Consider the following 23,483-nt stretch of genomic DNA (forward strand, 5'->3'; position numbering starts at 1 on the left):
CTCTGGAGAGCGGGGCGTAGGGCGGAGATACCCGGTCGGTATTTCCGCCCTGCGGGTTTAGCGGGGGTCGTTGCTTTCGTTGTGCTCCCCGTCGTTGGCTTTTGGTGCCTGACCCTTGTCGTCTTGCTGTATAGATTTTTCCTTCTTTTCCCCCTCAATACACAGCTTGTCGCCATCCCCATTTCGGATATGGATATCCAGCTGGCTGAAGGCGATTTCGATGTCGTGTTCCTTGCACAGGGCATCGATGTGGCGGTTGAGTTCGTCTGTGGCGGCCAGGCGGTCGCCGATATCGTTCACGTGGACACGCAGTTCGTGGTCCAGGGTGCTGGCACCGAAGGTGAGGAAGAACACCACCGGTTCCGGGTCACGCAGCACCCGTTTGTTTTCCCGGGCGGCCTGCATGAGGATGTCGCGGCATTTTTGCAGGTCGGAGCCGTAGGCGAAGCCCACCTTGATGATGATGCGGGTGACGGTGTCGGACAGGGACCAGTTGATCAGTCGCTCGGTGACAAACACCTTGTTGGGCACCAGGATCTCCTTGCGGTCGAAGTCGATCAGGGTGGTGGCGCGGATGCGGATGCGGCTGACGGTGCCATCCAGGTTGTTGATGGTAATCACGTCGCCGATGCGGATGGGGCGCTCGAACAGCAGGATGATGCCGGAGATGAAGTTGGCGAAGATTTCCTGCAGGCCAAAGCCCAGGCCCACCCCCAGTGCGGCCACCAGCCACTGCATTTTGTCCCAGCTCAAGCCCAGAGCACCGAACGTGATGATCACACCGCTGGCCACGATCACATAGGAGAGCAGGGTGGTGGTGGCGTAGCTGGTGCCCTGGCGCAGGTCCATGCGTGACAACACCAGCACTTCCAGCAGGCCTGGCAGGTTGCTGGCCAGCAGGAAGGTGACAGCGCCAATGATCAGGGCGGTCATCACATCGCCCAGGCTGATGGGGGAGGTGCCACTGGCCTGGCCGGCAGCATCGGCGGTTTCCCAGAGCACGATGTTTTCGGTGTAGGAGAAGGCGTGGAACACATCTGCCCAGACCCAATACACCAGCAGGCCGATACCGGCGATCAGTGCCAGGCGGATCAGGCGCAGGGATTGTTGGTTGACCTGTTTCAGGTCCAGCTGCGGTTCTTCCACTTCCACCGCTTCTGATGCAGCAGAGGAGGTGTCAGAGCTTTTTTGCTCGGCTTCCCGCTGGGCCACTGCGCGCCGGTAGGCCAACCGCTGGGCGGCCACGGCCAGGCCGCGAACCGCCACGGCGTCGAGCAGAATCCATAGCACCACCAAGTAGAGGCTGTAGATCATGTGGCCGCTCAGTCGCACCGAGGTGTAGTAGTAACCGATGCCGATCAGCACGGTGAGGATAAGAGGGGCGGCGGCGCACAAGCCGGTGGATAGGCCTTTCATGGTGCGGCTGTAATGCCGGCCGGGATAGCTCCTGGCCACCGAGGGCAGGCTGATCATCACCACGATCAGGCTGACTACCATGATTACCAGGCCGAGCCGGTCGTTACTGAGTTGCGCGGGCCACTGGTCACCGAAAGCGATGATGAAGGTCATCGGAATAAAGGCCAGGCCGGTGAGCGCCAGGCGGCGACGCATATGCTGATTTTGCTGGTTGTCCCAGCGGAAATGGCGCTGGGCAATACCACCGTTTTTCAGCAGTCGGTAAAGCATTTCGAACACCAGCCAGAGCAGGGCGAGCTGGGCCAGGGCGGCCCCCAGTACGCTGTTAATGGTGCTGGGCTGACGCCACAGTCCGGCGGCAATCACGGCCAGGGCGATGGGCGCGGGAGACGAGATCAGCACGGTATAGATAAGACTCAACGGGGTGTGCAGTTGGCTGTCGCGGCGCAGGAAACCCACATCCTTGTTCATGGTGTCGATGCGTTTTTTCAGTCGTGGGCGCAGCAGCATCAGAATAATGGCGGGAATCGCGGCCAGCACCAGCCAGCCCCATTTTCCGGTAACCAGTTCGCGGGCGCCCTGCCAGAGGGCTTTCCAGGGCATGTCGCGCAGTTGCTGGGTGATATGCCCGGGCAGCTTGCCGAGCCATTCCAGGCTCACCGGCTGGGTGCTGGGCATCCAGAAGGTCTGCTCGGAGATAATGCTGTGCAGGCTGCGTGATACCTTGTCCAGTTGCTCCTTGTTGAGCTGGGTACGGGTGAGGATAGCCAGTTGCCGACCCAGCTCCTGATTGAGCTGGTCGTACAGCTCGCGCCGCTCCCGATGCAAGATGGTAAACGCTTGCTCCAGATCCGGGGAGAGCTCCCCTTTGATTTTTTCCTGTTCTGGCAGGGGCGAGTTATCCAGCGACTGGATCTTTTGCTCCAGCTCGAATTGCTCCAGGCGAGCGTCGGAAATGCGTTTCTGCAGGTTCATGTCCGACTGGGTCTGCGGCAGGCGTTTCTGTTGCTGATACAGCACCCGTGACAGTAGCAGGCTGCCATCCAGCAGGCGGATCTGATCGTTGACGGTGCTGGACAGGGCGCGGGCCTTGTCCAATTGCGTTTTGGTGTCGATGGCGCGGCGCAGCAGACTGTTGACGGCCTGGCTGGTGCTGGCGAGTTGCTCACGCAGGGCCTGGTTTTCCGCCTTGGCATTCTGGATCCGCTTGTTTTCCAGCACGCTGTCCGGCAGCGATGATTCTGGCGATTTGGCCATCTCTTCCAGCTGATTGATACGGCGTTGCTGGATCAGGGGCTGCACGGCATCAAGCTGGGCTTCCAGGGTGGCTTGCTCGGTACGCAGTAACTGTTGTTCCAGGCGGGCCACATCCTGTTTCTTGTCGACGACGGTCAGTTCCTGGTTGTAGCGCTCGATACGGGTTTCCAGGGCGCGTAGTTCGGTATTGAGCCCCTGTTCCTGCTTTTCGCTGAGCGGCTCACCGTTTTCGTCGGTGCCCTCATTGAGCCGGGAGCGGATGGTATCCATGCGCTCCATGGCCTTGCTGATCACATTCTGGGCCTGTTCGGGCAGGGTCTGGGCGCGGGTCAGTTCACCGTTGACCTCGGCCAGGCGGCTCTGGTTCTTCTCCAGCGCATCCAGGCGGCTGGTCAGCCTCTCGATAAGGGCTTGCAGCGCCAAGTCCTTATATTGCGCGGCCCAGTCCTTGTCCTGCTGTTGCCGGGCCTTGGCCAGCTCGGCGTTGAGGCGTGCCCGCTGGGTGGATGCCTGTCGCGCGAAAGTTTCCAGATCCTTGATGGTTTGCTGGTTGCTGTCGATTTCGCGGCGTAGTTCCAGGGTCTGTTGCAGAATTTTCTTGTCAGGGTTGGCGCTGCCATCGCTGCTGGTGTCTTCGCTGCCGGATATCTGTTTTTCCAGGTCGCCGACGCCGGGCAGGGAAAAGCCGCCGATTTGGGCCTGCGCCATGGCGGGGAGAAAAATCAGCAGGAAAAGGGGCAGACGTCGATCCATAACCAACAAGCTCCAATGGGTAAGGGGGCTATCAATGTGTTTTGCAGGGAAATTTGCCGCGTTCACTGCACCCTGCAGAGACGATTATTTACGCCCAAGTCTCGGCAAGCTTACCAAGGCGTTGCAAGGGGCGCAGCAGTTGTTCTGCCTGCGTCGGCATCTGTTGCTTGAGAATAGCTACGTTCATGTTTATCAGCATTAAGAGCAGCATCAGACGCATGCCATGTATGCGTTCTTTGCATCGGCTGGCGCAACTGGCGGAAGGGGAAGCCAAGCTGGCCAGGTTACGTGAGCAGCGCGATCAGTTATCGGCGCAACAGACGGAACCGGTCGACGAGGCCTCGTCGGGACAGGATTGACCGGTCAGCTCCATGACGCTATCGCGGATGGCTTTGTCCTGGGGGGCAAGGGCATGGGCACGGCAGATACTGTCGCGGGCTCCTTCCTCATCGCCCAGTGCCTGCTGGGCGTAGGCCAGGTTATTCCAGGCGGCGGCAAAGTCTGGCGCCTGGCGGGTTGCCCGTTGGAAGGCGTCGAGCGCCGGTTGCTGTTGATCCTGGCTCCACAGGCTGTTGCCGTGGCCGAACCATAGCTTGCCGCTGTTCGGGAACGCCTCTACCGCCGCCGGCCAGAAGGCCTCGGCATTGGGCAGGGCAGAAATCGCCCGGAACAGGCTTTCCGGTTCCGCACTGGCCGGCAGTTGTCCCGGTTCGACCAGGGTAAAGCCCCATTGATCGGCACGGGCCCAGGTGCGGATAAAGCGGTTCCAGTGGCTGGTCTTGCCGGCGTCGGTGCCGCTGTGCAGCACCATGGTATTACCTTCGTCCTGATAGCCGGTGACTACGGCAAAATGCCACTGAGGCCAGCGACGCAGGGCCAGGTTCTGCAATACCAGTACCGGCCGGCCAGCCTGCAGTTCGCGGAACAGCGCCTCGCTGTTTTCCACCGGGTAAGCCATCAGGCCACGGCTGCGGGCGGCGGCACGCAATTCGATGCCAAGGCTGCCTTCCCGCTCTGGTAACCACACCTCATCAATCAGACTGTTTGCACTCACCGGCTTGCCGGCCCATTGCAGCATCATGGCCAGGGCGGCGGGGCCGCATTGGTATTTTTCCTGGGGGACAAAAGGCACCACCAACTGCTGCTCGGTTTCCACCTGTGCACTTTGAGGAGGCGGGAAACTTTGACATCCACTCAAGGAAAGCAGAGCCAGCAGGCTGACAAGGCATGCCAGGTTGAAAGGGCGGGTAAGGCTTACGAGTGAAAGGCGAGGAGCGATTGGCTCCTCGCCATAGGGGACAGACATGGATCAGTTAATGGGATCGATAACCGGGAAGACGTCGGTGGCACCCAGCAGATCCAGCAACACCAGAATGAGGATGATGGCGAGGATCACGCCAACCACACCCTGGCCGGCGGGCAATTCTTCCGCTTTCTGGGCCAGCTGCTGCAGCTCCTGATCGGTGAGGCGGTCGAGACGCTGGCTCACCTGATCCTTGCTGACGCCGTAGTCGCCCAATGCCTTGGCGGCGACCTTTTGGTCCATGAGCTCCATTACCTGCGCCTTCATGGCCGCGCGGTCCTGTTGTTGGATGACCGTGTCGTTACCGATCATGGCGGCCTGGGCGGCTGGCACAATCATCAACTGCATGAAAAGCAGCAATGATGCACTGAGAATACCGGTAATACGCTTGGTCATGGGATATCTCCATTCAGCTCGATTGATTCAACACTAACATCTTGACCCTAATGCAGAAGAATATCTCTCGAAGAATCACCATTTTTTACAAGGACTTTACCAATTTCTGACGCGTTCACTCCCGCTTCACGCAATTGCACAAGGGCCTGGGCCAGTGCCGCTTCGGGAATGCTGAACAGCAGTCCGCCGGCGGTTTGCGGGTCGCACAGGATAGTCAGTAGTGACTCTGCAACCTGCTGCGTATCGCAATGCATCAACACTTGCCGGTTGGCCTCGTTGAGGGTGCTAACCACTCCGTTTTCAATCAGCGACAGGGTGCCTGGCAGCAGGGGAATGCTGTCGGTGTCGACGGCCATGGCCACATCACTGTGCTGACAGATTTCATGGAGATGCCCGAGCAGACCAAAGCCGGTGATATCGGTGCAGGCGTGCACGGGAGAACCCTGCATGACCTGTTGGGCGATGCGATTGCTGACCAGTAAATGGTCCAGAGTGGCATCCAGCCAGGGGCCGTAGAGCTTATTTTTCTGCATCATGGCGGCCAGCTGCACGCCGCTGCCCAGGGGTTTGGTCAGCAGCAGACGATCGCCGTTCCGGGCGCCGCGTTTGTGCCAGAGTTGTTGCGGGTCCGCCTGACCGTTGACGGTAAAGCCGGCGGCCATCTGCGGGCCTTCGATGGTGTGGCCGCCAACCAGGGTGCAGCCGGCGGTGTTCAGTTCTTTCACGGCACCAGCCATCAAGCGGTGCAGATCCCGACCCTGCAATTTCGGGTGGTGCCAGGGCAGGGTCACGTTGGCGAGGGCAGAGTGGGGCGTGGCGTTCATGGCGTACAGATCGCTGAGGCTGTGCAGGGCGGCGACTCTGCCGAACAGGTAGGGCTCGTCAATGAAGGCCGGGAAATAATCCAGGCTCTGCACCAATCGCTTGTTGTCTGCCCAGTGAATGATGGCCGCGTCGTCGGCGGCATCAACGCCGGCTTCAATGCCGTCGCTGAGATAAGGCTGTAAATCCCGCAAGGCATCATGGAGCGCGCCACTGCCCACCTTGGCGCCGCAGCCGGCGCAATGCAGGGTATCCGGGTCCGCCGCAGGCGGTGTCATGGTGGGTAACTGGCGATCGAACTTGTCCATGAAGTCGCGATCGATGCGATCCTTCCAGCGCCATACCCAGTGTCCGGCAACGGACAGGGTTCCGCCACGGCTGGCCACTGCCTGCTTGCCGCCGGCGGAGAGCAAAGAAAGAAAGCGTTTCTGCGGTTGGTAGGCCTGCAAGGGTTGCCTGCTGATGGCGGCGTTCAGGTTGTGGGCCAGCACCTTGGCCTGACGCACGGCATAAACGCCGGCCTTGGGCAGGCTGTCGGGGAAGGCGGCGCAATCGCCGGCGGCAAACACGCGGCTGTCGCTGCGGCTTTGCAGGGTCTCGTTTACCCGCACAAAGCCCTTGTCGTCACAGTCCAGATCGCTGTCAGCGATCACCCGGGTGCCACGCACGCCGGTGCACCAGAGCACCCGGGTGGCGTCGAGGGGAGCCTCGTTGGCGTAGAGGACATCGCCGTGTTTTTCCACCCGAGTGTGCTCACGTAACTGGATGCCGTAGTCATCCAGATAGCGTTGCATGCGCCGCCGCACGGATTCCGGGTAGCCTGGCAGTAGTTCTCCGCCGCTGATGAGTGACAGGGCTCCATGGTGTCCGGCCTGTCGCTGATGTTCGGCGATGGCCAGGACCATTTCCGTACCACCGGCGCCAGCGCCTACCACGGCCAGTGGGCTGTCATGATCACGCCATTGCTGCCAGCGCTGGTGGAAACTGGCTACCGGTTTTACCGGCACGATGTCCGGGTGACCGCCACCCACGGGTTGCAGGTCCGGTGTGGCGCCCACATCCAGGCTTAGCCAGTCATAGTCCAGGGTACTGCCATCATCCAGAGTCAGGCGCCGTTCGGCGCTGCAGATCTGTGTTACCGCAGCGCGGATAAAGCGGGTGCCGGTGGTCAGGCATAGCCGGTACAAATCCACGTGGCTATCGGTGAGGGTGTAGTGGCCGGCGATCAGGCCGGGCAGCATACCGGAATAGGCGCTCAACGCATCGGGCGACACCAGGGTAATCCGTACGCCGGGGATCGGTTTCATTGCCAGCATGCGCAGGGCCAGGGCATGGCTGTGGCCGCCGCCAATCAATACCAGGTCGTGGTTGGCCGAGGGGGTCATCACAGCAGAATATCGCCTTTCAAAAAGCAGCGGGCCTGGCCACTCAGGGTAACCCGGTCTCCTTTCAGGGTGCAGTGTAATTCGCCGCCTCGTGCAGAAAGCTGGCGGGCATGCAGGGTGGTCTTGCCCAGCCGGTCGGCCCAGTAGGGCACCAGGGTGCAATGGGCGGAGCCGGTCACCGGGTCTTCCGGCACACCCTTGGCCGGGGCGAAAAAGCGGCTGACAAAATCGCAGTCATCGCCGGGGGCGGTAATCATGATCGCAAAGGTATCCAGTTTGCCGATGGCGGCAACATCCGGTTGGAAGTTGCGTACCTGTTCAGCGCTGTCCAGCACCACCAGGGTATCGCGAGCTTGAAGAACCTCCATAAGAGGAATGCCCAGCGCCTGCTCGTAGGGCGCCCGGCTGCTGACCGGGTGCGCCGGTCGGCTGGGGAAATCCAGGCTCAGGGTCTGGTCGTTGCGCTCCACATACAGGGCACCGGATGCGGTATTGAAACGAATCCGCTCACCGGGAAATCCCAGCGCATTGAACACTACCCAGGCAGCCGCCAGGGTGGCATGGCCACACAGATCCACTTCCACACTGGGGGTAAACCAACGCAGCGTATAGCCGGTGTCGTCCGCCACCAGAAAGGCCGTCTCCGACAGGTTGTTCTCCATGGCGATGTTCTGCAGCAGGGCATCGTCCGGCCAGCTTTCCAGCGGCACCACGGCTGCCGGGTTGCCGGCAAACAGGGAAGAGGTAAAGGCATCGACTTGATAGAGTTTCATGAGTTGCCTTGAAAATAACGCGTTCGTTTCATTGCCTTCATAGACCCAACCCCGGTTTTAGCCGCAACCGCTTGCGCAATCCCCGCGACAATGCATCCACCGCCAGATTGAGCATCACCGTGGCCAGGATCAATAGCAGGGTCCGATCGAAGCGGAATTCCGCCACGCTGGAATCAATATAGAAACCCAGGGTATGAATGCCAAGAATCCCCAGCACCGCCGTTTCGCGCATGATCACTTCCCAGCGGTAGAGCAGGAATGCCAGCAGATTGGGGGTGACGCGGGGCAGTACTTCCCAGGCGTAGCGGTTGAGGCCGGTGGGGGCATCGGCGCGCAGCGTCAGGCTTTCGCTGAAGCGGCCGGTGAGGTGAGCAACGATGGCACTGGTGTGCAGGGCCAGGGCCAGGATGCCCGGCAGCATGGATGGGCCGAGCAGAATCAGGAAGAAGAAGGCGAGAAAGAATTCCGGGGTGGTGCGCATGACCACCAACAGGCCATGGCCGGCGGTACGGCTGACCCGGTTGCCGAACAGGGGCGAGATCAGAGGAAACAGCAGCAGCGATAGCAGGCCGGTGAGCAGCAGGGCTCCGAGGCCCAGCACCAGGGTCTGCCAGAGCCCCGGCCACAGTTGTTGTTGCCAAAGCATGGCAAACCACTGCCACAGTTCCGTCAATCCTCCGCCCTGGCGTAACGGCATTGGTACCAGATCCACGGTGACAAAGCGCACCAGGGTATCGAGCCGACCGGTGAACAGCGGTGGCGCCCAGGCAATGGCGGCCAGCAGGTATACCGGAATCAGCGCCGGGCGCAGCCACCAGCGCAGGGTAAAGATGATGGCAAAGAACAGGTAAAGCAGGGCGGCGCCCTGGTCGTAGCTGCCTTCACGAAAGGCGGTTTCCAGATGGAAACCCAGGGTGGGCAGGCCGATGAAACCCAGGATGGCTGAGGCGCGGATGGCGCATTCCAGCCGGTAGCCGCCGTAGGCCTTGAAGGCCTGCCAGACCAGTGGCAGGCGGGCATAGAAAAACACGCTCAGGCGCTGGCCGCTGGCTGGCAGGGCGCTGGCGGGGGCCGCGTCGGCTTCCTCCAGAAATTCACCGAAGACCTTGGCGAAGATGCCCGCGTAGGGAATGGCGATGGCCAGTACCCCGGTGACGGTGCTCAGTCCGGCCACCTGTAACAACAGCAACCCCCAGAACAGCTCGTGGACAGCGCGGATGCTGGCGGCAAAGCCCCGCACCCAGCGGCGATGCCAGGCCATGGCCATGAGAAAACCGAACAGGGCGGCCAGGGCGGTGCCCTGCCAGGCGAAGGCCAGGGTATTGGCCAGTGCTCGCCAGAGGTTATCGGTGGAGAAAAAGTCTGGTGCCAGAAAGCCCTGGCCCATGCGCAGCAGCTCGCTGCCCGGGGAGGAGCGGGCTATCTCCAGGTCGGCAAACGCCAGGGCAATCAACCCGGCCACGGCGAGCCAGAAGCTGGCACGGCGCCAGCGGGAGGCGGTGGTGTTGATGACGGGATACCGGGCGCCGGAAGCCTGGCCGTGCTCGCCGGGGCTCATTGGTAGAGCGTGTCCAGGTCACCCAGGCTCAGGGTGCTGGCGGGGGCGTCGAGCAGAATCTTGCCGTCACCCAGGCCGATGATGCGGTCGCAGCATTGCAGCGCCAGCTCCCGATCGTGCAGCGCGACCACGGCGGTATGGTGGCGGCCCAGTGCCTGGCGCAGCAGCACCAGCCCCTGGTGTTCATCCAGGCTGGAGACCGGCTCGTCGGCCAGCAGTATCGGTCGTTGTGTGTAGAGCGCACGACCCAGAGCAACCCGTTGCGCCTGACCCCCGGATAACTGGTCCACGCTGGTGAACAGCTTGTCCTGTAACCCCAGCTCCCGGGCCAGTTCGCCGACGCTGGATTTTTCCCGGGCGCTGGGCCAGATCAGGTTGCGCAGGTTGGTCAGGGTCGGGTTACGGGGCAGGGCGCCCATGTAGAGATTGTGGAAGACGCTGAGAATGGGGACCAGGTCGCCGGTCTGGGGACACCAGGCACAGCTGGCTTCCTGCTGCTGGCGCAGTGCCGCCAGCAGGGTGGACTTGCCGGCGCCGGAGGGACCCAGCAAGGCGACTTTTTCCCCGTCGGCAATGGTCAGCGACAGGGACGCAAACACGACCTGGCCCGGGTGGCCAAGTCGTGCATTCTCAAGATGGAATGTCAAAATCCGATCCTGTTACTGCGCGTCCAGCAGGCCGATGGCTTCGGCAGTTTCCTCGATGGGCGCAAAGTCGTCATTGCTGGCGGGGATGAATTTTTCCCGCGGGAACGCATTCAGCAATACCGGGTCATCGATGGCCAGCAGGGCCTCGGTGACGCGCTGGCTGAAACCGTCGCCGAACTTGTCATTCAGATCGCCGCGTACGGTCCAGTGGTAGTCCGGATAACCGGGGGTTTCCCAGATCACCTGTACCTTGCTGGTATCGATCTTGCCTTCTTCCAGCTCGCGCTCCCATACCTTGTAATTCACCGCGCCGGTAGCGTAGGCGCCGCTTTGTACCAGGGCGATGGTGGCGCTGTGGTCGCCGGAGAAGCCGACTTTATCAAACAGTTGGTCCGGGGCCTGGTTGAAGGTCTCGCGCAGGTAGAACTCCGGCATCAGGCGCCCGGAGGTGCTGCCCTTGGAGCCGAAGGTGAAGGACGGCTGATCGATAAAGGACTCGGGGAGAGTATCGGACTGAGTCAGGCCGGTACTGGTGTTGGCGATGAAGTAGGACTTGAAGTCAGGATCTTCCAGGCCCTGGGCGATGGCCTGGGAGCCGGGCACCAGGCGACGAGCCTGAACACCGGACAGACCGCCGAACCAGGCCATCTGCACTTCGTTATTGCGGAAGGCAGTGACGGCAGCGGCATAGGACTTCACCGGCACATATTTCACCGGCACGCCCAGTTTTTCTTCCAGATAGAGGGCAACCACGCCGAAGCGTTTTTCCAGTTGCGATTCATCCTGATCAGGGATGGCGGTGAAAACGAAGGTCCCGGTGTGGGGTTCATTACAGGCAGAGAGCAGCAGTGCTGCAAACAGGGCGGCAAGAAGCTTGAAACGCATTGTTGACTCCGTTCAATAGGGAGGCTTACCGGACAAAGTGGACATTCCGTCGAGGGTCCGGCCAGACACGACAAGGTGATTATAGAGCGCCGGGTGCTGGATACCAGTGTACAACGCAGCCCGGAAGAGAAATCCCTGTTGGAGCCTTGCTTGCAAGGCGGTAGCTCTTCGCTTTGCGAGCAAAGCTCCAACGGAGGCTTCGGAGGCAAACCGGGGAGATAATTCCCCTCCGCCTTTCGTTGGAGCCTTGCTTGCAAGGCGAATGCCCGCCAATAGGTTCTGCGGATTATTCGCCTTGCGAGCAAGACTCCAACAGTCGCTTGGGGTTTCAGGCGTCTGGCGTCTGGCGTTCTTCCAGAAACGCCATGACCTCGTTGCGGCTACCCTCAAACACAATGTCCCCTTCCCGGCGGGAAAGCATGTAGTCGTACATGGGGTCGTAGTAGTCGCTGAGCAGGGTGCGGATCCAGTCTTCGTGTAGTCCGGTGTCACCGCTGATGGCCTGGACGGCCAGAGCTTCGGACAGTTGCTGGCGGAGCTGTTGGTGGCGCAGTCCGCCCAGGCGGCGGCGGATGCGGTCCATGGCGGCGAGCAGCTCTTCCCCCAGATAGTGAAGAGCCTGCTTTTCGCCAAAGTGCTGGCGGTATTCTTCCAGCGGTCCTACCACGTAATCTTCCAGGGTCACCTGCACCCGGGATTCCAGCGTCTCGTTGATGATGATGCGCGGGCAGGTGCTGATCTTGTCCTGCAGGGAAAAGGGTAGGTGGCAGCGGCCGATCAGTTTGCTCTCGTCTTCCAGCAATACCCTGGCCGGGCTCTGTGCTCGCTGCTTGAGCATGGCGATGGCCAGGGCATTGTCGAAATCGATCTGGGTGGGCTGACCGCCGGGGCGTCGGCCGAAGGAAGAGCCACGGTGATGAGCCAGCCCTTCCAGATCCACGGCATTGGTCTGGCTTTCGATGACCCGGGTCTTGGCGCAACCGGTGCGACCGCAGAGGATCTCGAAGGGCAGGGCGGCAATGCAGGCTTCCATCTCGTCGAGCAGGAAACGGCGCATGGCCTTGTAGCCACCGGTAACCAGCGGCGCATCGATCCCGGCTTCACGCAGCCAGGCCTGGGTGGTCTGGCTGCGCAGCCCGCCCCGGAAGCAATACAGATAACCGTTCGGATTGGCCTGCCACCATTGCTGCCAGGCTTGCATGCGCTGTTCGCGCTCGGTTCCGCTGACCAGTTCGTTACCCAGATCAATGGCCGCCTGCTGGCCATGCTGCTTGTAGCAGATGCCGATCTGGTGGCGTTCGTCGTCGTTGATCAGGGCGATATTGGCGGCACCGGTGAAGGCGCCTTTGGCAAATTCCACAGGGGCACGCACGTCCAGCAGGGGCGTGCCGTTCAGGAAGAGGGACAGGAAATCGTCGGTGTCGTTGCGCATGGGAAGCGAGTTTAGAACAGCTACAAGCTACAAGCCACGCTTGTAGGAAAGGGAAAGGCTGGAAAATTCCCCGGACCTCGTCATTTCTACGAAGCCGCTGTAGGAGCTATGCTTGCCCCCCAGGGGATCTGCGACATGCGAACCGCGCTTGCGCGGAAATCGGCCGCAGGCTGATCAGGGATATCAGCGCTCGACAGGTTCCAGAAAGAATGGCGGACGGACTTTGATCTTTGTCGTCTCTCTTCGCTCGGTTCGCACCTCAAGAGGTGCTCCTACATCAACAACCTACGGCAAGGTTCGAATCGCGCCGTGAGCGACGCTCCTACTGTTCTTTGCAAGCCACCCACAAAAAACGCGGGCAGGGCGCTATGTGATTAGCAAGGCCCTGCCCGCGTTGCAGCTTGTGGCTTCAAGCTTGTAGCTACTATTACTCCGCCGGGCGGATCTGGCCGGCCAGGTGCGGCTTGATGCCGTCCTTGGCGAGCAGGCGGAAGTCGCTGCCGCCGTCTGCCGGCTTGTTCTCGAATTTCACGGTGGCGGGGATGAACATGGGCAGTTTGAACTGCACATCCACGGTGAAGGCTTCTTCCGGCAGCTGGTTCTGCAGCTCGGCCAGGCAGCGGGCCTTGGACCACATGCCGTGGGCGATCTGGCGTTTGAAGCCGAACAGCTTGGCGGACAGCGGGTACAGGTGAATCGGGTTGCGGTCACCGGAGACAGCGCCGTAGCGACGGCCGGTGTCGCCGGGAACCTTCCATTCCACGGTATCGGTGGCCGGCTGCGGCTTGGGCGCATCTTTCTTCTTGCTGCTGCTACCGCCGCCGCTGCGGAAGAAGTTCACCGATTCGCTTTCCCAGACGCGCTCACCACCGGTGCTGATGCTGGTGAAGATGGAGAACTCGTAGCCCTTGTCTACCTTGGTCAGGTTGCCCAGGAAACACTTCACGTTCAGCTGCTCGCGCTCGCTGATCGGGCGGTACTGGGTGATGCTGTTGCGCACGTGCACCAGGCCCATGGCCGGGAACGGGAAGCCGTCGCTGAGGATCAGGGCCATATGCAGCGGGAAGGCGTGCATGTGTGGGTAGGTCACCGGCAGCTTGCCGTCGGCGGCGAAGCCACAGACCTTGCGGTAGGCCGCCAGGTGTTTTTCGTCCAGTGCCACGTCGTTCAGACGCAGGCCGATGTCCGGCAGGGTGGGGTTGCTGCCCGGCTTCACGGTGGCGCGCAGGACCGCCTTGGCGAAGTTGATCACCATGGGGGGCGCATTTCGCAGTTCGCGGAATTTTACCTCACTCATTACTCGATCCTTTCCCGTTGGTCGTGTGGTGGTCTCAGACCCATGATCTTTATGTCCCTGCGTTGTGACAGGCAGAGGCGTAAAGATCATGGAACGACGACACGGAAGGAGTATAGAGCAGGGCAGGCGACACGCTATTGGCCGCGCAGACAGGCTGGATAGGGACTAAAGCACACGAAAAGAAAACTGTGATGGAGGTTTGCTGTCGGGAGGAAAGGGCCGCAAGCCCGGGGATCATTGATCCGGTTTGGACTTCCAGAAGCCGACGCCGAAATAAATCAGCCGCAGCTGCTTTTCCGCCGTGCCGAGCACCTGGTTCTGACCGAACTCGTCGTCTTCTTCCAGTTCCAGCATTTCCTGGGTCAGGGCCGTCACATTGTTGACTACCAGCCCGGCCATCATCTGCAGGTCTTCCGCATTCACATGGTTCAGAAACGGAAAGCGTGCCATGTCCATGGCCAGCTCGTTGGTGAACATGCGGATTTCCCGGCGAATGGCGTTGCGCATGGTGGGGGTGCCACCGGCCAGTTCCTTGGAGACGAACAGGAAGTGGGCGCGGTTGTTGCGGACATAGTTGAAGTACACCTCCAGGGAGCCGCGCAGCATGCGCTCGTTGGGCAGCTCTTCCTGACGGACCTGGCGCATCATATGGCGCAGGGTGCGGAAAGATTCATCCAGCAGGGTCAGGCCCAGGGCGCTCATGTCCGGGAAATGCCGGTAGAAGGCGGTGGGGACCACGCCGGCTCGCTTGGTCACTTCGCGCAGGCTGAGGCTGGAGAAGGGGGCTTTCTTGACGACCAGATCCAGCGCCGCCGCCATCAGAGCTTCACGGGTCTGGCCCCGTTTCGGCTTGCGGGCTCTGCTGGTGGTTTCCTTGGTCATTACCGGTCGCCTCTGCATTGGGATTCAGGTCGCTGGTCAGGCCTGGCCGGCAGTGTCTTTTCCCTGTTGCCGGCTGGCCGGGCAGGAATGTGCCGGGGTGGTGGCGGGCTTCAGACACCAACAGACCCTGAAAATACGCTGTAAATTCTCCTCGTTGTAGGGCCGTGATGCAACTGGTGCGAAAAAAACATATGTAACTGCATGATAATGCAGGCGTTTACAAATTTAAGTGTACAGGTGTTGACGTAAATAGTGGGTCTGTGAATAATGAGCACAACTGTTCACTTACAGGGATGAACCCAATGAACGCAATGACACAGACCTCCAGCCGTTTTCAGCAAGGCCTCACCCGCCTGCTGCAGTCCCGTGTGGCGGATATTCTTTCCTATCCCCATGGCGTCGACCGTTATCTGGAAGTGTTCAATCCGCTGTGGTCCGTTAATGAGGTGCGCGCCAAGGTTGAAGCCGTGCGCTACCTGACCAATGACAGCGTGACCCTGACCCTGCGTCCCAATCACAACTGGGAAGGCTTTGTTCCCGGTCAGTTTGTCCAGCTTTCCGTCACCATTGATGGCAAGCGTCAGACTCGCTGCTATTCACCGGCCAACTCCCTGCACCGCGCTGACGGCTGCATCGAGTTGACCGCCAAAGTGCACGCCAACGGCTTTGTTTCCCGCCATCTGCGTGAACAGCTGAGCGCTGGCGACGTAGTGCTGCTGTCCCAGGCAGACGGCGAGTTTGCCCTGCCGGCACAGCGTCCGGAGCAGGTGCTGCTGATCAGTGGCGGCAGTGGTATCACCCCGGTGATGTCCATGCTGCGCACCCTGTGTGACGAAGGCTTCAGCGGCCCGATCACCTTCCTGCATTACGCCAACAGCGCCGCCGACATGATCTACGCCAGCGAGCTGGATGAGATTGCGCGGGCTCACGACAACGTGACCCTGGTGCGCTGCTTCAATGATGAAGGTGAACAAGGTGAACTTTCCGGCCTGTTTTCCCGTGAACATCTGTACATTGCTGCGCCGGAATTTGCACAGACAACCACTTTTCTGTGTGGTCCGCCGCCGATGATGGCTGCGGTGGAAAAAGTCTGGGAAGAGGATGGCCTGGCAGAGCGTTTGCACAAGGAGCAGTTCACCCTGGCGACGCCGCAGATCGAAAGCGACAGCGCCGAAGGCGAAGTGCGCTTCGTACAGAGCGAAAAAATGGCCATCAACAATGGCGCCACCCTGCTGGAACAGGCCGAGTCCGCCGGGCTTACCCCGGAATCCGGTTGCCGCATGGGTATCTGCCACGCTTGTACCTGCCGCAAGACGGCCGGTGAAGTGCGCGATATCCGCACCGGCGAGATCACCAGTGGCGAAGAAGACATTCAAATTTGCATCAGCGTGCCGGTGGGCACGGTGACCCTCGACATCTAAACGGATTCACCCAAACCGAAGCGTCCCGAGACGAATCTTCAAACCGGGTTTAAGGAGAAAGCACATGAGTATTTTCAGCAACTTGACCGCCGAACAATTCGAGACCATTGGCCAGGAACTGGACGTCATCCGTAATCGTGAAATGGCGGACCTGGGCGAAGAAGATGCCACCTATATCCGCACCCTGATCAAGCGTCAGCGTCGTCTGGAAGTGGCCGGTCGCGGCTTGCTGATGGCGGGTTTCCTGCCGCCGGCATGGCTGGCGGGTGTGGCTTGTCTGTCTGCCTCCAAGATCCTGGACAACATGGAAATCGGCCATAACGTGATGCACGGCCAGTACGACTGGATGGGCGATCCGGCCATCAACTCCAAAGTCTTTGACTGGGACAACACCTGCACCAACACAGCCTGGAAGCAGACCCACAATTTCGAGCACCACACTTTCACCAACGTGCTCGACAAGGATCATGACATTGGTTACGGCATCCTGCGCATGTCGGAAGACCAGGAGTGGGAACCCCGCTTCCTGTTCAACCCGATCCTGGCAGGTATCCTGGCGACCTTCTTCCAGCATTTTGTGGCGATTCAGAGCCTCAAGCTGGAGGACTACCTGATCTACAAGACCAAGACCAAGGAAGAGGTGAAGGCCGAATTCAAGCCGACCTGGAAGAAGATGCGCAAGCAGTTGGTCAAGGACTACCTGCTGTTCCCGGCCCTGGCGGGACCGTTCGCCCCCTTCGTGTTCGCCGGTAATATGGCGGCCAATGTGGCGCGCAACCTGTGGTCTTCCCAGGTGATCTATAACGGTCACTTCCCGGAAGAGGTGGAGCAGTTCCCCGAGTCCGTGATCGAGAACGAGACCCGTGGCCAGTGGTATGTGCGTCAGCTGCTTGGTTCGGCCAACTTCGAAGGTGGCCGTCTGATGCACGTGATGAGCGGCAACCTGAGCTTCCAGATCGAACACCACCTGTTCCCCGATCTGCCGGCTCACCGTTACGCCCGCATTGCGCCTGAAGTGCGTGCCATCTGTGAAAAACATGGCCTGCCGTACAACACCGGCTCTTTCGTGAAGCAGTCCCTGAGCGTCTGGAAACGGATCTTCAAGCTGTCCCTGCCCAGCAAAACGGAAGGCGGCAGCAAGAAGGGCCCGCTCAATGGTCTGCGCGCCAAAGTAGTGTCCCTGACCCGTGAACCTGAGTCAGAGACACGCAAGGCTGCCTGATAGCCTCAAGGTGGTCTGATCTCCTGGTTCGGGCCGGTCCTGCGCTGGTTCCGGCCCTGCCATCCTTATGCTACTCTCAGTCGATCTGAGAGTAGCTTTTTTTATTTGGGGACAAGGCAGAACGCATGGCAGAAATGACAGATTCCGGTGTGCTGTTGCGAATGGCCTATAAGGCCATGATAAACGCCGGTATTGATGCCGATGCCGTGTTGGCAGAAGTCGGTCTCGACAAATCCATCCTTCAGGTGCCGGACCTGCGTACGCCCCATGACGCCCAGGAATGGTTCTGGCAGGCCCTGGAGAAGGTGTCCGGTGATGAACACATCGGCCTGCATCTGGGTGAGCATATTCCGGTCTACAAGGGCCAGGTGCTCGAATACCTGTTCCTTTCCAGCCCCACCTTTGGCGAAGGCCTCAAGCGAGCCCTGGATTACCAGCGCCTGCTGTCCGATGCCGCCCAGGGAGAGTTGTTTGAAGAAGGCGACCGAGTCTTCCTCAAGCAGATGATCTGGAGCAAACGCCTCAGTCATCTCAACGAATGCATGATGATGGGCGTGATCAAATTTTTCCGCTTTGTTACCGACGGGGCCTTCGAGCCGCTGGAGGTGCACTTTGGTCATACCCGCCATGCGGACAAACTGGAATACGAACGTCTGTTCGACTGCCCGGTGAAATTCGACATGCCGAGCATTGGCATGTACTTCGATGCCCGGGTCATGAATTTGCCGTCAGCCCACCACGAGCCGGAACTGCTGCACCTGCATGAACAGCTCGCCAGTGAGCAGGTGGCGCGGCTGGAAAAGCAGGACCTGGTGGCCCAGGTCAACCGGTTGATCGGTGAGCTGCTGGAATCCGGTCATGCCAACCTGGAAGAAGTGGCCGAACGCCTGGGTATCAAGGCCCGTCAGTTACGCACTCGCCTTGCGGATGCCGGCACCAACTTCAACCAGCTGGTCGCTGACTATCGTTGCCGTCTGGCCAAACGCCTTCTCGCCGGCACCGAAGAATCCATCGATGAAATCGTCTATCTCACCGGGTTCTCGGAACCGTCCACGTTCTACCGGGCTTTCAAACGCTGGGTCGGTATGACCCCGATTGAGTACCGCAAGCTGAAGGCGGAAGAAGACGCGGCGGAAAACAGTTGAGCGATGCGAGTTGAAAGTTGAAAGCAAAAGAAAGGCGCCAGTGGCGCCTTTTTGCGATTTGTCGTAGAAAATTTCGTGCGTCACCCTGCGATGGTGCCGTTATTCTTCGCCTCACCGGGTCGTGAGGCATCTATCAAAACTGTTAATCGGTGTGAATCAGTGAAAGAGTCTCTGCGCAAAGTTTTCTCCCCCATTCTCAACCCTTTTGAATCCGGTGATGACAACTATGCCTATCGCCCCTCGCACCGAAAAATCCTGATCGTGGTGGGTACCTTGTTTCTGGTGCTTGCCACCGGGGCCATGGCAGCAACACTGGTGGCTGAACTGTATGGCGGGCTGATTCCCGTTGCTGTTTTTCTGGCGGTGGGCCTGGTGTGTGAAGTGGTGGGCCTGTTGGGCAGTGACAAGGCGGTGGCCCGGATGTGGAAGAGCAAGTAATCCGGAGCTGTCGCTTTGTTGTTTGTTCGTTGAAGCTTTGTGAAAAAGGCTTCAACGGTCAAGGTAGCGGACTCTCTATTCAGAGCACCATGGCGGCAAGCCAGCCTGCGGCGATCAGTGGCAGGTTGTAATGAATAAAAGTGGGAATCACCGTGTCGCGGATATGGTCGTGCTGGCCATCGGCATTCAGGCCGGCGGTGGGCCCCAGGGTAGAGTCCGAGGCCGGTGAGCCGGCGTCACCCAGTGCCGCAGCACTGCCGACCAAGGCGGCGGTAGCCAGCGGGGAGAACCCCAGTGCCAGACAGAGCGGCACATACAGGGTGGTAATGATGGGAATGGTGGAGAACGACGAGCCAATCCCCAGCGTCACAAACAGGCCGAGCAGCAATAACAGCGCCGCCGCCAATGGTGGACTTTGCAGGCCGCTGGTCACGCTTTCCACCAGCACCGGCACCTGCCCGCTGGCGCCTACCACCGCGGCATAGCCGTTGGCGGCAATCATGATAAAACCGATCAGGGACATCATTTTCACGCCCTGGGTAAAGGCATCCTGGGATTCCCGCCAGGGCACTACACCCCCCGCTGTAAACACCAGAAATCCCACCAGGGCACCGAGAATAATGGAGTCGCTGTAAAGCTGTAGTGCCAAGGCGGCGGCCAGGGCGATGGCGGCGACGATGACGTTGCGCGGCGAGAGCGAGGCGTGTTGTTCTTCACCTGGGAGCTCTACCGGCCGGTAATCGCGGGGCTTGCGATAGCGAATGAACGCCAGAATCAAACCCACCACCATGCCCGCCGCGGGCAGCAGCATGGCTAGCGGCAGTTCTCCTTTGGGAATCTCAAGGCCGGCTTTTGCCAGGCTGGGGCCGAGCTGGGTATGCAGGAAAATACTGCCGAAGCCCACCGGCAACACCATGTAGGGCGTGATCAGCCCGAAGGTGAGTACGCAGGCGGCCAGTCGTCGATCCAGGCGCAGCTGGTGCATCACCTCCAGCAACGGCGGCACCAGGATGGGGATAAAGGCGATATGAATGGGCACCAGGTTCTGGCTCATGATGGCGGCAGCCAGCAGTACCGTGAGTAGCAGGGTACGGATCAGGCGCAGCTGGTCCGGGGCCGGGGCGCGACCGAGTCGGGCGATGATCCGTGCGGCTAACCATTCGGTGATGCCGGAGCGGGCAATGGCCACCGCAAAGGCGCCGAGCAGGGCATAGCTCAGTGCAATATTGGCGCCGCCCCCCAGGCCATCGCCAAAGGCTGCAAGGGTGTTTTCCAGGTTCAGTCCACTACCAATGCCCGCCACCAGCGCCGCGCACAATAGCGCCAACACCACGTTCATGCGCGCAATACTCAGTCCCATGAGCAGAATCACGGACCAGACGATGGGGTTGAGTAACGGGTTCATGGCGCCTCCGCCGGGCGGGCTGGGTCGGGTTGCAGGCGCGGAGTTTAGCAGGGGAGGAGGAAGGCGTGCTAACCCTGGGGCGGTGCACGCCGACCTTCGGCGCGCGCAGGGTAAGCTGCCGCTGGTGGTCTACCTGACAAGATGGTGAGGTTACCGGTCGTCGGTGCGGTGCGCTTCCCCCTCTATCGTCACATTGCCATCGTGATTTTGGCGGGGTGGTTGCTGGAAGGGGTTGGCGCCCTGTTGGTGTTGGGTATAGCGGGTTTGGGTATAGGTAAAGCCGCCGCCCTGCATGGTGGTGAAGCCCTGCAGGGTGCCTTTCTCTATGACCTTGCGAGCCATGGCACGGCGTGAACCTGGTAGCAGCAGGGCAAAGCCCACCGCATCGGTGATGAAGCCGGGGGTGATCAGCAGGGCGCCGCCGAGCAGCAGCATGATCCCTTCCACCATTTCCTGGCCGGGCATGTCGCCCTGTTGCATACGCTGGTTGAGACGTATCCAGGTCTCCAGCCCCTGGCGGCGGAACAGGTAGCTACCCAGCAGGGCAGTAACTACGGTGGCGACGATAGTGATCGGCCAGCCAATCAGGTTGGCCACCTTCGCCAGTACCAGCACTTCCAGCAGGGCAAAACCGAAGATGAAGAAGAAAATGCGACCGAAACCCATGGGGCGTCCTGTGTCAGAGGTATATGTGTCTCAAGATGGTGTTAATTGGACAGGGATTCAAGGGGCAGGTTCCGAGGCCAGGGAATCGGTCAGTTGCTGGCGCAGCCAGCGATGGGCGGGGTCACGTTCCTGGGCTTCGGCCCAGAGCATATAAATCGGTACCGGGGGGATCGACACGGGGAAAGGCAATACCTGTAGTTGCAGCGCCTTGGCGTAATGGCGTGCCAGGCGTTCTGGAACGGTGGCGATCATGTCCGAGCGGGCGCAGACGGCCAGCATGCTGGCAAACTGGGTCACCCGGGCACCGGTGCGGCGCTGCCAGCCTGGTGCGTTGAGAATCTGGTCCAGCGGCAGGCGGCGGTTGCGATCAGGCAGCACCACATGCTCGGCTTCCAGAAATCGTGATTTACTGCAGCGCCCTTTGAAGAGAGGGTGGCCTCGGCGCGCCACCACCACCAGGTTTTCTTCCACCAGGACCTCACGGTGGAGTCGGCTGTCTTCCTGCACGAAAGCATCCACGGCCAGATCGGCATGGGCCTTGTGCAGCATCTCGGCCATGTTGTCGCCGGCGGGGGCGATTTCCAGCACCACGTTAGGTGCCCGGTGGCGAATGCGCTGCAGTAGCGGTGGCAGCATCACCATCTCGAAATAATCCGCGCTGAGTAGCCGGAAATGGCGCTGGCTGCTGACGGGATCAAAGCGGTTGCCAGGATCGAGGACATCGCCCAGGGACGCCAGTTGGGGAGCGAGCAGCAGGTGCAATTCCCGGGCGCGGGGAGTGGGTTCCATACCCTGGCGGGTTCGCACGAAAAGATCATCGTCCAGGGTGTGGCGCAGGCGCTGCAGTGCCGCGCTGATGGCCGGCTGACTCATTCCCAGTTGGGCGGCGGCTCGCGAAAGTTGCCCAGCCTCCATGATGGCAGCGAAGACGGGAAGCAGGTTCAGGTCGATACTGCGTAAGTTCAGCTTCATGGATATTACTTATATCAAATATCAATTATGAAAAGGAGTGCCAGCTGGTTATTTTCTGGGGTGTGCGCAACGACAGGATTAAACCGGAGAATAACAATGGATCAGCAACTGACCGCCTTTGTAACGGTATTCATCATTCTGACAGCAATCTGGGAGCTGGTGGCCGGCCGCACCCGCGACGGTAAAAAGACCCGGCAGGACTGGAAAATCGCTTTTCTGGCCACCTTCATGATGGTGGCCGTGCAGCGCCCCCTGGTGTTGCTGCTCCTGACGCTGGGGCTTTCCCGGCTGTTTCCCGGCAGTGCCGGTTCTCTGGCCTGGCTGGAAGCGCAGTATTTCTGGCCGACACTGATCGTCTTCTTCTGCATTGAAGAGTTGATTCACGGCGCATTTCACCTGTTTGCCCATAGCCGCCGACCGAAGAACCGTTTCCTGCAATGGGTGCAGGCGTTCTACAAGATGAGCCATCGTCCCCACCATCTGGCTGGTGGCCAGGACAACAGGGGCCAACTGTCAGTGACCCAGACCTTTGTGAATGGTTGGGCCTGGTGGCTGATCATGCCGAATTACACCTTCCAGCTGGTGTGCCTGTATCTGGGCCTGGTGGAAGTGTTTCTGGTCGGCACCGCCATCAAGGGCATCTGGGCCGCGCAGACCCATGTGAACTGGAACTGGGATCTCTACTTCCATAATCACCAGTGGGCCTGGGTGCGCAAGACCATGTGGGCGCTGGCCCATGTGCTGACCTTCCCGACCCAGCATCACCACCACCATTCCCGTGGCCCCAATTCCGCCAAGAATGTGACCTCCACGCTGGCGATCTACGACTGGCTGATCTTCGGCACCCTGGCCATCGAAAAGCAAAAGCCTGACGTCTACGGCTGGCGCCAGAAGGATGACGAGGCCAACAGCGTGCTTAAACGCTATTTCTTCTGGGATGTGCGCCAGTACATGCGGGGTGGGGCGGCGAAAGCCAAAAAGAAGCGCGAAGAAAAATTGGCGAAAGCGGCCTGACAGTTACCGCGCTGATGTTGTAGCGCCTCGTTGCGGGAGAGCACGGGATCTTTCGCGCCCTGCCGGGGATAGCCTGGCGGGGCTTTTTAACATCAGTCTCGAGTGACGAGGAGCGAGTTGCGAAAAGATAAAACCGGGGACCGGATGCGCCAGGATTTCTGCGACGCTCCTGTAGATGGTGAGCCTGGTACTTTACGACGGCATGTCTACGAAACCGCTGTAGGAGCTCCTCTCGAGGGGCGAACCGAGCGAAGCGAGGCGACAGAAATATCCGTTCCCGCATTCTTTTCTGAAACCTATCGACCCTTGAGACGACTGATCATCCTCCAGATGATTTCCGCGTTCATAAGCGGTTCGCCCCTCATGAGAGGAGTTATTCGCTACGCTCACCCTT

General features: G+C 60.2%; 21 protein-coding genes. 6 read left to right on the forward strand and 15 right to left on the reverse strand.

Annotated features, from left to right (window positions below; translation table 11 throughout):
- Positions 1–57 precede the first annotated feature (57 nt).
- From mscK to B3Q33_RS01825, 12 genes are all read right to left on the reverse strand, one after another.
- Positions 58–3,426 (reverse strand): mechanosensitive channel MscK, encoded by a 3,369-nt coding sequence (gene mscK / locus B3Q33_RS01770; protein WP_035246584.1) that lies wholly within the window; start codon positions 3,424–3,426, stop codon positions 58–60.
- An 88-nt stretch (positions 3,427–3,514) separates the two neighbouring features.
- The gene (locus B3Q33_RS01775; protein WP_269530021.1) at positions 3,515–3,646 is read right to left on the reverse strand and encodes a hypothetical protein; all 132 of its coding nucleotides are present in this window, start codon (positions 3,644–3,646) and stop codon (positions 3,515–3,517) included.
- 81 nt (positions 3,647–3,727) lie between these two features.
- Positions 3,728–4,582: a PA2778 family cysteine peptidase gene (locus B3Q33_RS01780; RefSeq protein WP_273009273.1), complete on the reverse strand. Its 855-nt coding sequence runs from the start codon at positions 4,580–4,582 to the stop codon at positions 3,728–3,730.
- A 153-nt stretch (positions 4,583–4,735) separates the two neighbouring features.
- Complete coding sequence (locus B3Q33_RS01785; RefSeq protein WP_272974479.1) at positions 4,736–5,125, reverse strand: PA2779 family protein; 390 nt, start codon at positions 5,123–5,125, stop codon at positions 4,736–4,738.
- A 47-nt stretch (positions 5,126–5,172) separates the two neighbouring features.
- Positions 5,173–7,332 carry a selenide, water dikinase SelD gene (gene selD, locus B3Q33_RS01790; protein WP_272974494.1) on the reverse strand — a complete coding sequence of 720 codons (2,160 nt, stop codon included), beginning with the start codon at positions 7,330–7,332 and terminating at the stop codon, positions 5,173–5,175.
- On the reverse strand, positions 7,332–8,105 hold the full coding sequence (locus B3Q33_RS01795) for a PhzF family phenazine biosynthesis protein (protein WP_272974480.1): 774 nt from the start codon (positions 8,103–8,105) through the stop codon (positions 7,332–7,334). The genes selD and B3Q33_RS01795 overlap by 1 nt, the downstream gene beginning before the upstream one ends.
- A 37-nt stretch (positions 8,106–8,142) precedes the next feature.
- On the reverse strand, positions 8,143–9,663 hold the full coding sequence (locus B3Q33_RS01800; RefSeq protein ID WP_272974481.1) for a PhnE/PtxC family ABC transporter permease: 1,521 nt from the start codon (positions 9,661–9,663) through the stop codon (positions 8,143–8,145).
- Positions 9,660–10,310, reverse strand: coding sequence for an ATP-binding cassette domain-containing protein (locus B3Q33_RS01805; RefSeq protein ID WP_272974482.1), 651 nt, complete (start codon positions 10,308–10,310; stop codon positions 9,660–9,662). The genes B3Q33_RS01800 and B3Q33_RS01805 overlap by 4 nt, the downstream gene beginning before the upstream one ends.
- Before the next feature lie 12 nt (positions 10,311–10,322).
- Complete coding sequence (locus B3Q33_RS01810) at positions 10,323–11,195, reverse strand: putative selenate ABC transporter substrate-binding protein (RefSeq protein WP_035246602.1); 873 nt, start codon at positions 11,193–11,195, stop codon at positions 10,323–10,325.
- A gap of 328 nt (positions 11,196–11,523) precedes the next feature.
- Positions 11,524–12,627: a tRNA 2-selenouridine(34) synthase MnmH gene (gene mnmH / locus B3Q33_RS01815; protein WP_272974483.1), complete on the reverse strand. Its 1,104-nt coding sequence runs from the start codon at positions 12,625–12,627 to the stop codon at positions 11,524–11,526.
- Between the two features lie 427 nt (positions 12,628–13,054).
- Positions 13,055–13,924, reverse strand: a complete 870-nt coding sequence (locus tag B3Q33_RS01820; protein ID WP_272974484.1) for a MaoC family dehydratase — start codon at positions 13,922–13,924, stop codon at positions 13,055–13,057.
- A gap of 234 nt (positions 13,925–14,158) precedes the next feature.
- The gene (locus B3Q33_RS01825; protein ID WP_272974485.1) at positions 14,159–14,806 is read right to left on the reverse strand and encodes a TetR family transcriptional regulator; all 648 of its coding nucleotides are present in this window, start codon (positions 14,804–14,806) and stop codon (positions 14,159–14,161) included.
- A gap of 302 nt (positions 14,807–15,108) precedes the next feature.
- Here B3Q33_RS01825 and B3Q33_RS01830 point away from each other — a divergent pair, with 302 nt between their 5' ends.
- From B3Q33_RS01830 to B3Q33_RS01845, 4 genes are all read left to right on the forward strand, one after another.
- Positions 15,109–16,227, forward strand: coding sequence for a ferredoxin reductase (locus B3Q33_RS01830; protein ID WP_272974486.1), 1,119 nt, complete (start codon positions 15,109–15,111; stop codon positions 16,225–16,227).
- 64 nt (positions 16,228–16,291) lie between these two features.
- Positions 16,292–17,449 carry a fatty acid desaturase family protein gene (locus tag B3Q33_RS01835; RefSeq protein WP_272974487.1) on the forward strand — a complete coding sequence of 386 codons (1,158 nt, stop codon included), beginning with the start codon at positions 16,292–16,294 and terminating at the stop codon, positions 17,447–17,449.
- 125 nt (positions 17,450–17,574) lie between these two features.
- Entirely contained in the window at positions 17,575–18,594 is a 1,020-nt protein-coding gene (locus B3Q33_RS01840; RefSeq protein ID WP_272961479.1) for an AraC family transcriptional regulator, read from the forward strand.
- Between the two features lie 159 nt (positions 18,595–18,753).
- Complete coding sequence (locus B3Q33_RS01845) at positions 18,754–19,032, forward strand: hypothetical protein (protein ID WP_272974488.1); 279 nt, start codon at positions 18,754–18,756, stop codon at positions 19,030–19,032.
- 79 nt (positions 19,033–19,111) lie between these two features.
- On the opposite strand, the gene B3Q33_RS01850 is transcribed toward B3Q33_RS01845, so the two are convergent.
- The 3 genes from B3Q33_RS01850 to B3Q33_RS01860 all read right to left on the reverse strand — a co-directional run bounded on the left by B3Q33_RS01850 (position 19,112) and on the right by B3Q33_RS01860 (position 22,075).
- Positions 19,112–20,437, reverse strand: coding sequence for a Na+/H+ antiporter family protein (locus B3Q33_RS01850; RefSeq protein WP_272974489.1), 1,326 nt, complete (start codon positions 20,435–20,437; stop codon positions 19,112–19,114).
- 150 nt (positions 20,438–20,587) lie between these two features.
- On the reverse strand, positions 20,588–21,103 hold the full coding sequence (locus B3Q33_RS01855; RefSeq protein WP_272961476.1) for an FxsA family protein: 516 nt from the start codon (positions 21,101–21,103) through the stop codon (positions 20,588–20,590).
- A 57-nt stretch (positions 21,104–21,160) separates the two neighbouring features.
- Positions 21,161–22,075, reverse strand: a complete 915-nt coding sequence (locus tag B3Q33_RS01860) for a LysR family transcriptional regulator (RefSeq protein ID WP_272974490.1) — start codon at positions 22,073–22,075, stop codon at positions 21,161–21,163.
- 96 nt (positions 22,076–22,171) lie between these two features.
- Here B3Q33_RS01860 and B3Q33_RS01865 point away from each other — a divergent pair, with 96 nt between their 5' ends.
- Together B3Q33_RS01865 and B3Q33_RS01870 are read left to right on the forward strand one after the other, a co-directional pair.
- The gene (locus B3Q33_RS01865; RefSeq protein WP_272974491.1) at positions 22,172–23,089 is read left to right on the forward strand and encodes a sterol desaturase family protein; all 918 of its coding nucleotides are present in this window, start codon (positions 22,172–22,174) and stop codon (positions 23,087–23,089) included.
- 117 nt (positions 23,090–23,206) lie between these two features.
- Positions 23,207–23,483 (forward strand): hypothetical protein (locus B3Q33_RS01870; protein ID WP_286826665.1); only part of this gene is annotated, 277 nt, incomplete at its 3' end.

Source organism: Alcanivorax sp. UBA3183 (genome assembly GCF_002364155.1).
Classification (GTDB): Bacteria; Pseudomonadota; Gammaproteobacteria; order Pseudomonadales; family Alcanivoracaceae; genus Alcanivorax; species Alcanivorax jadensis.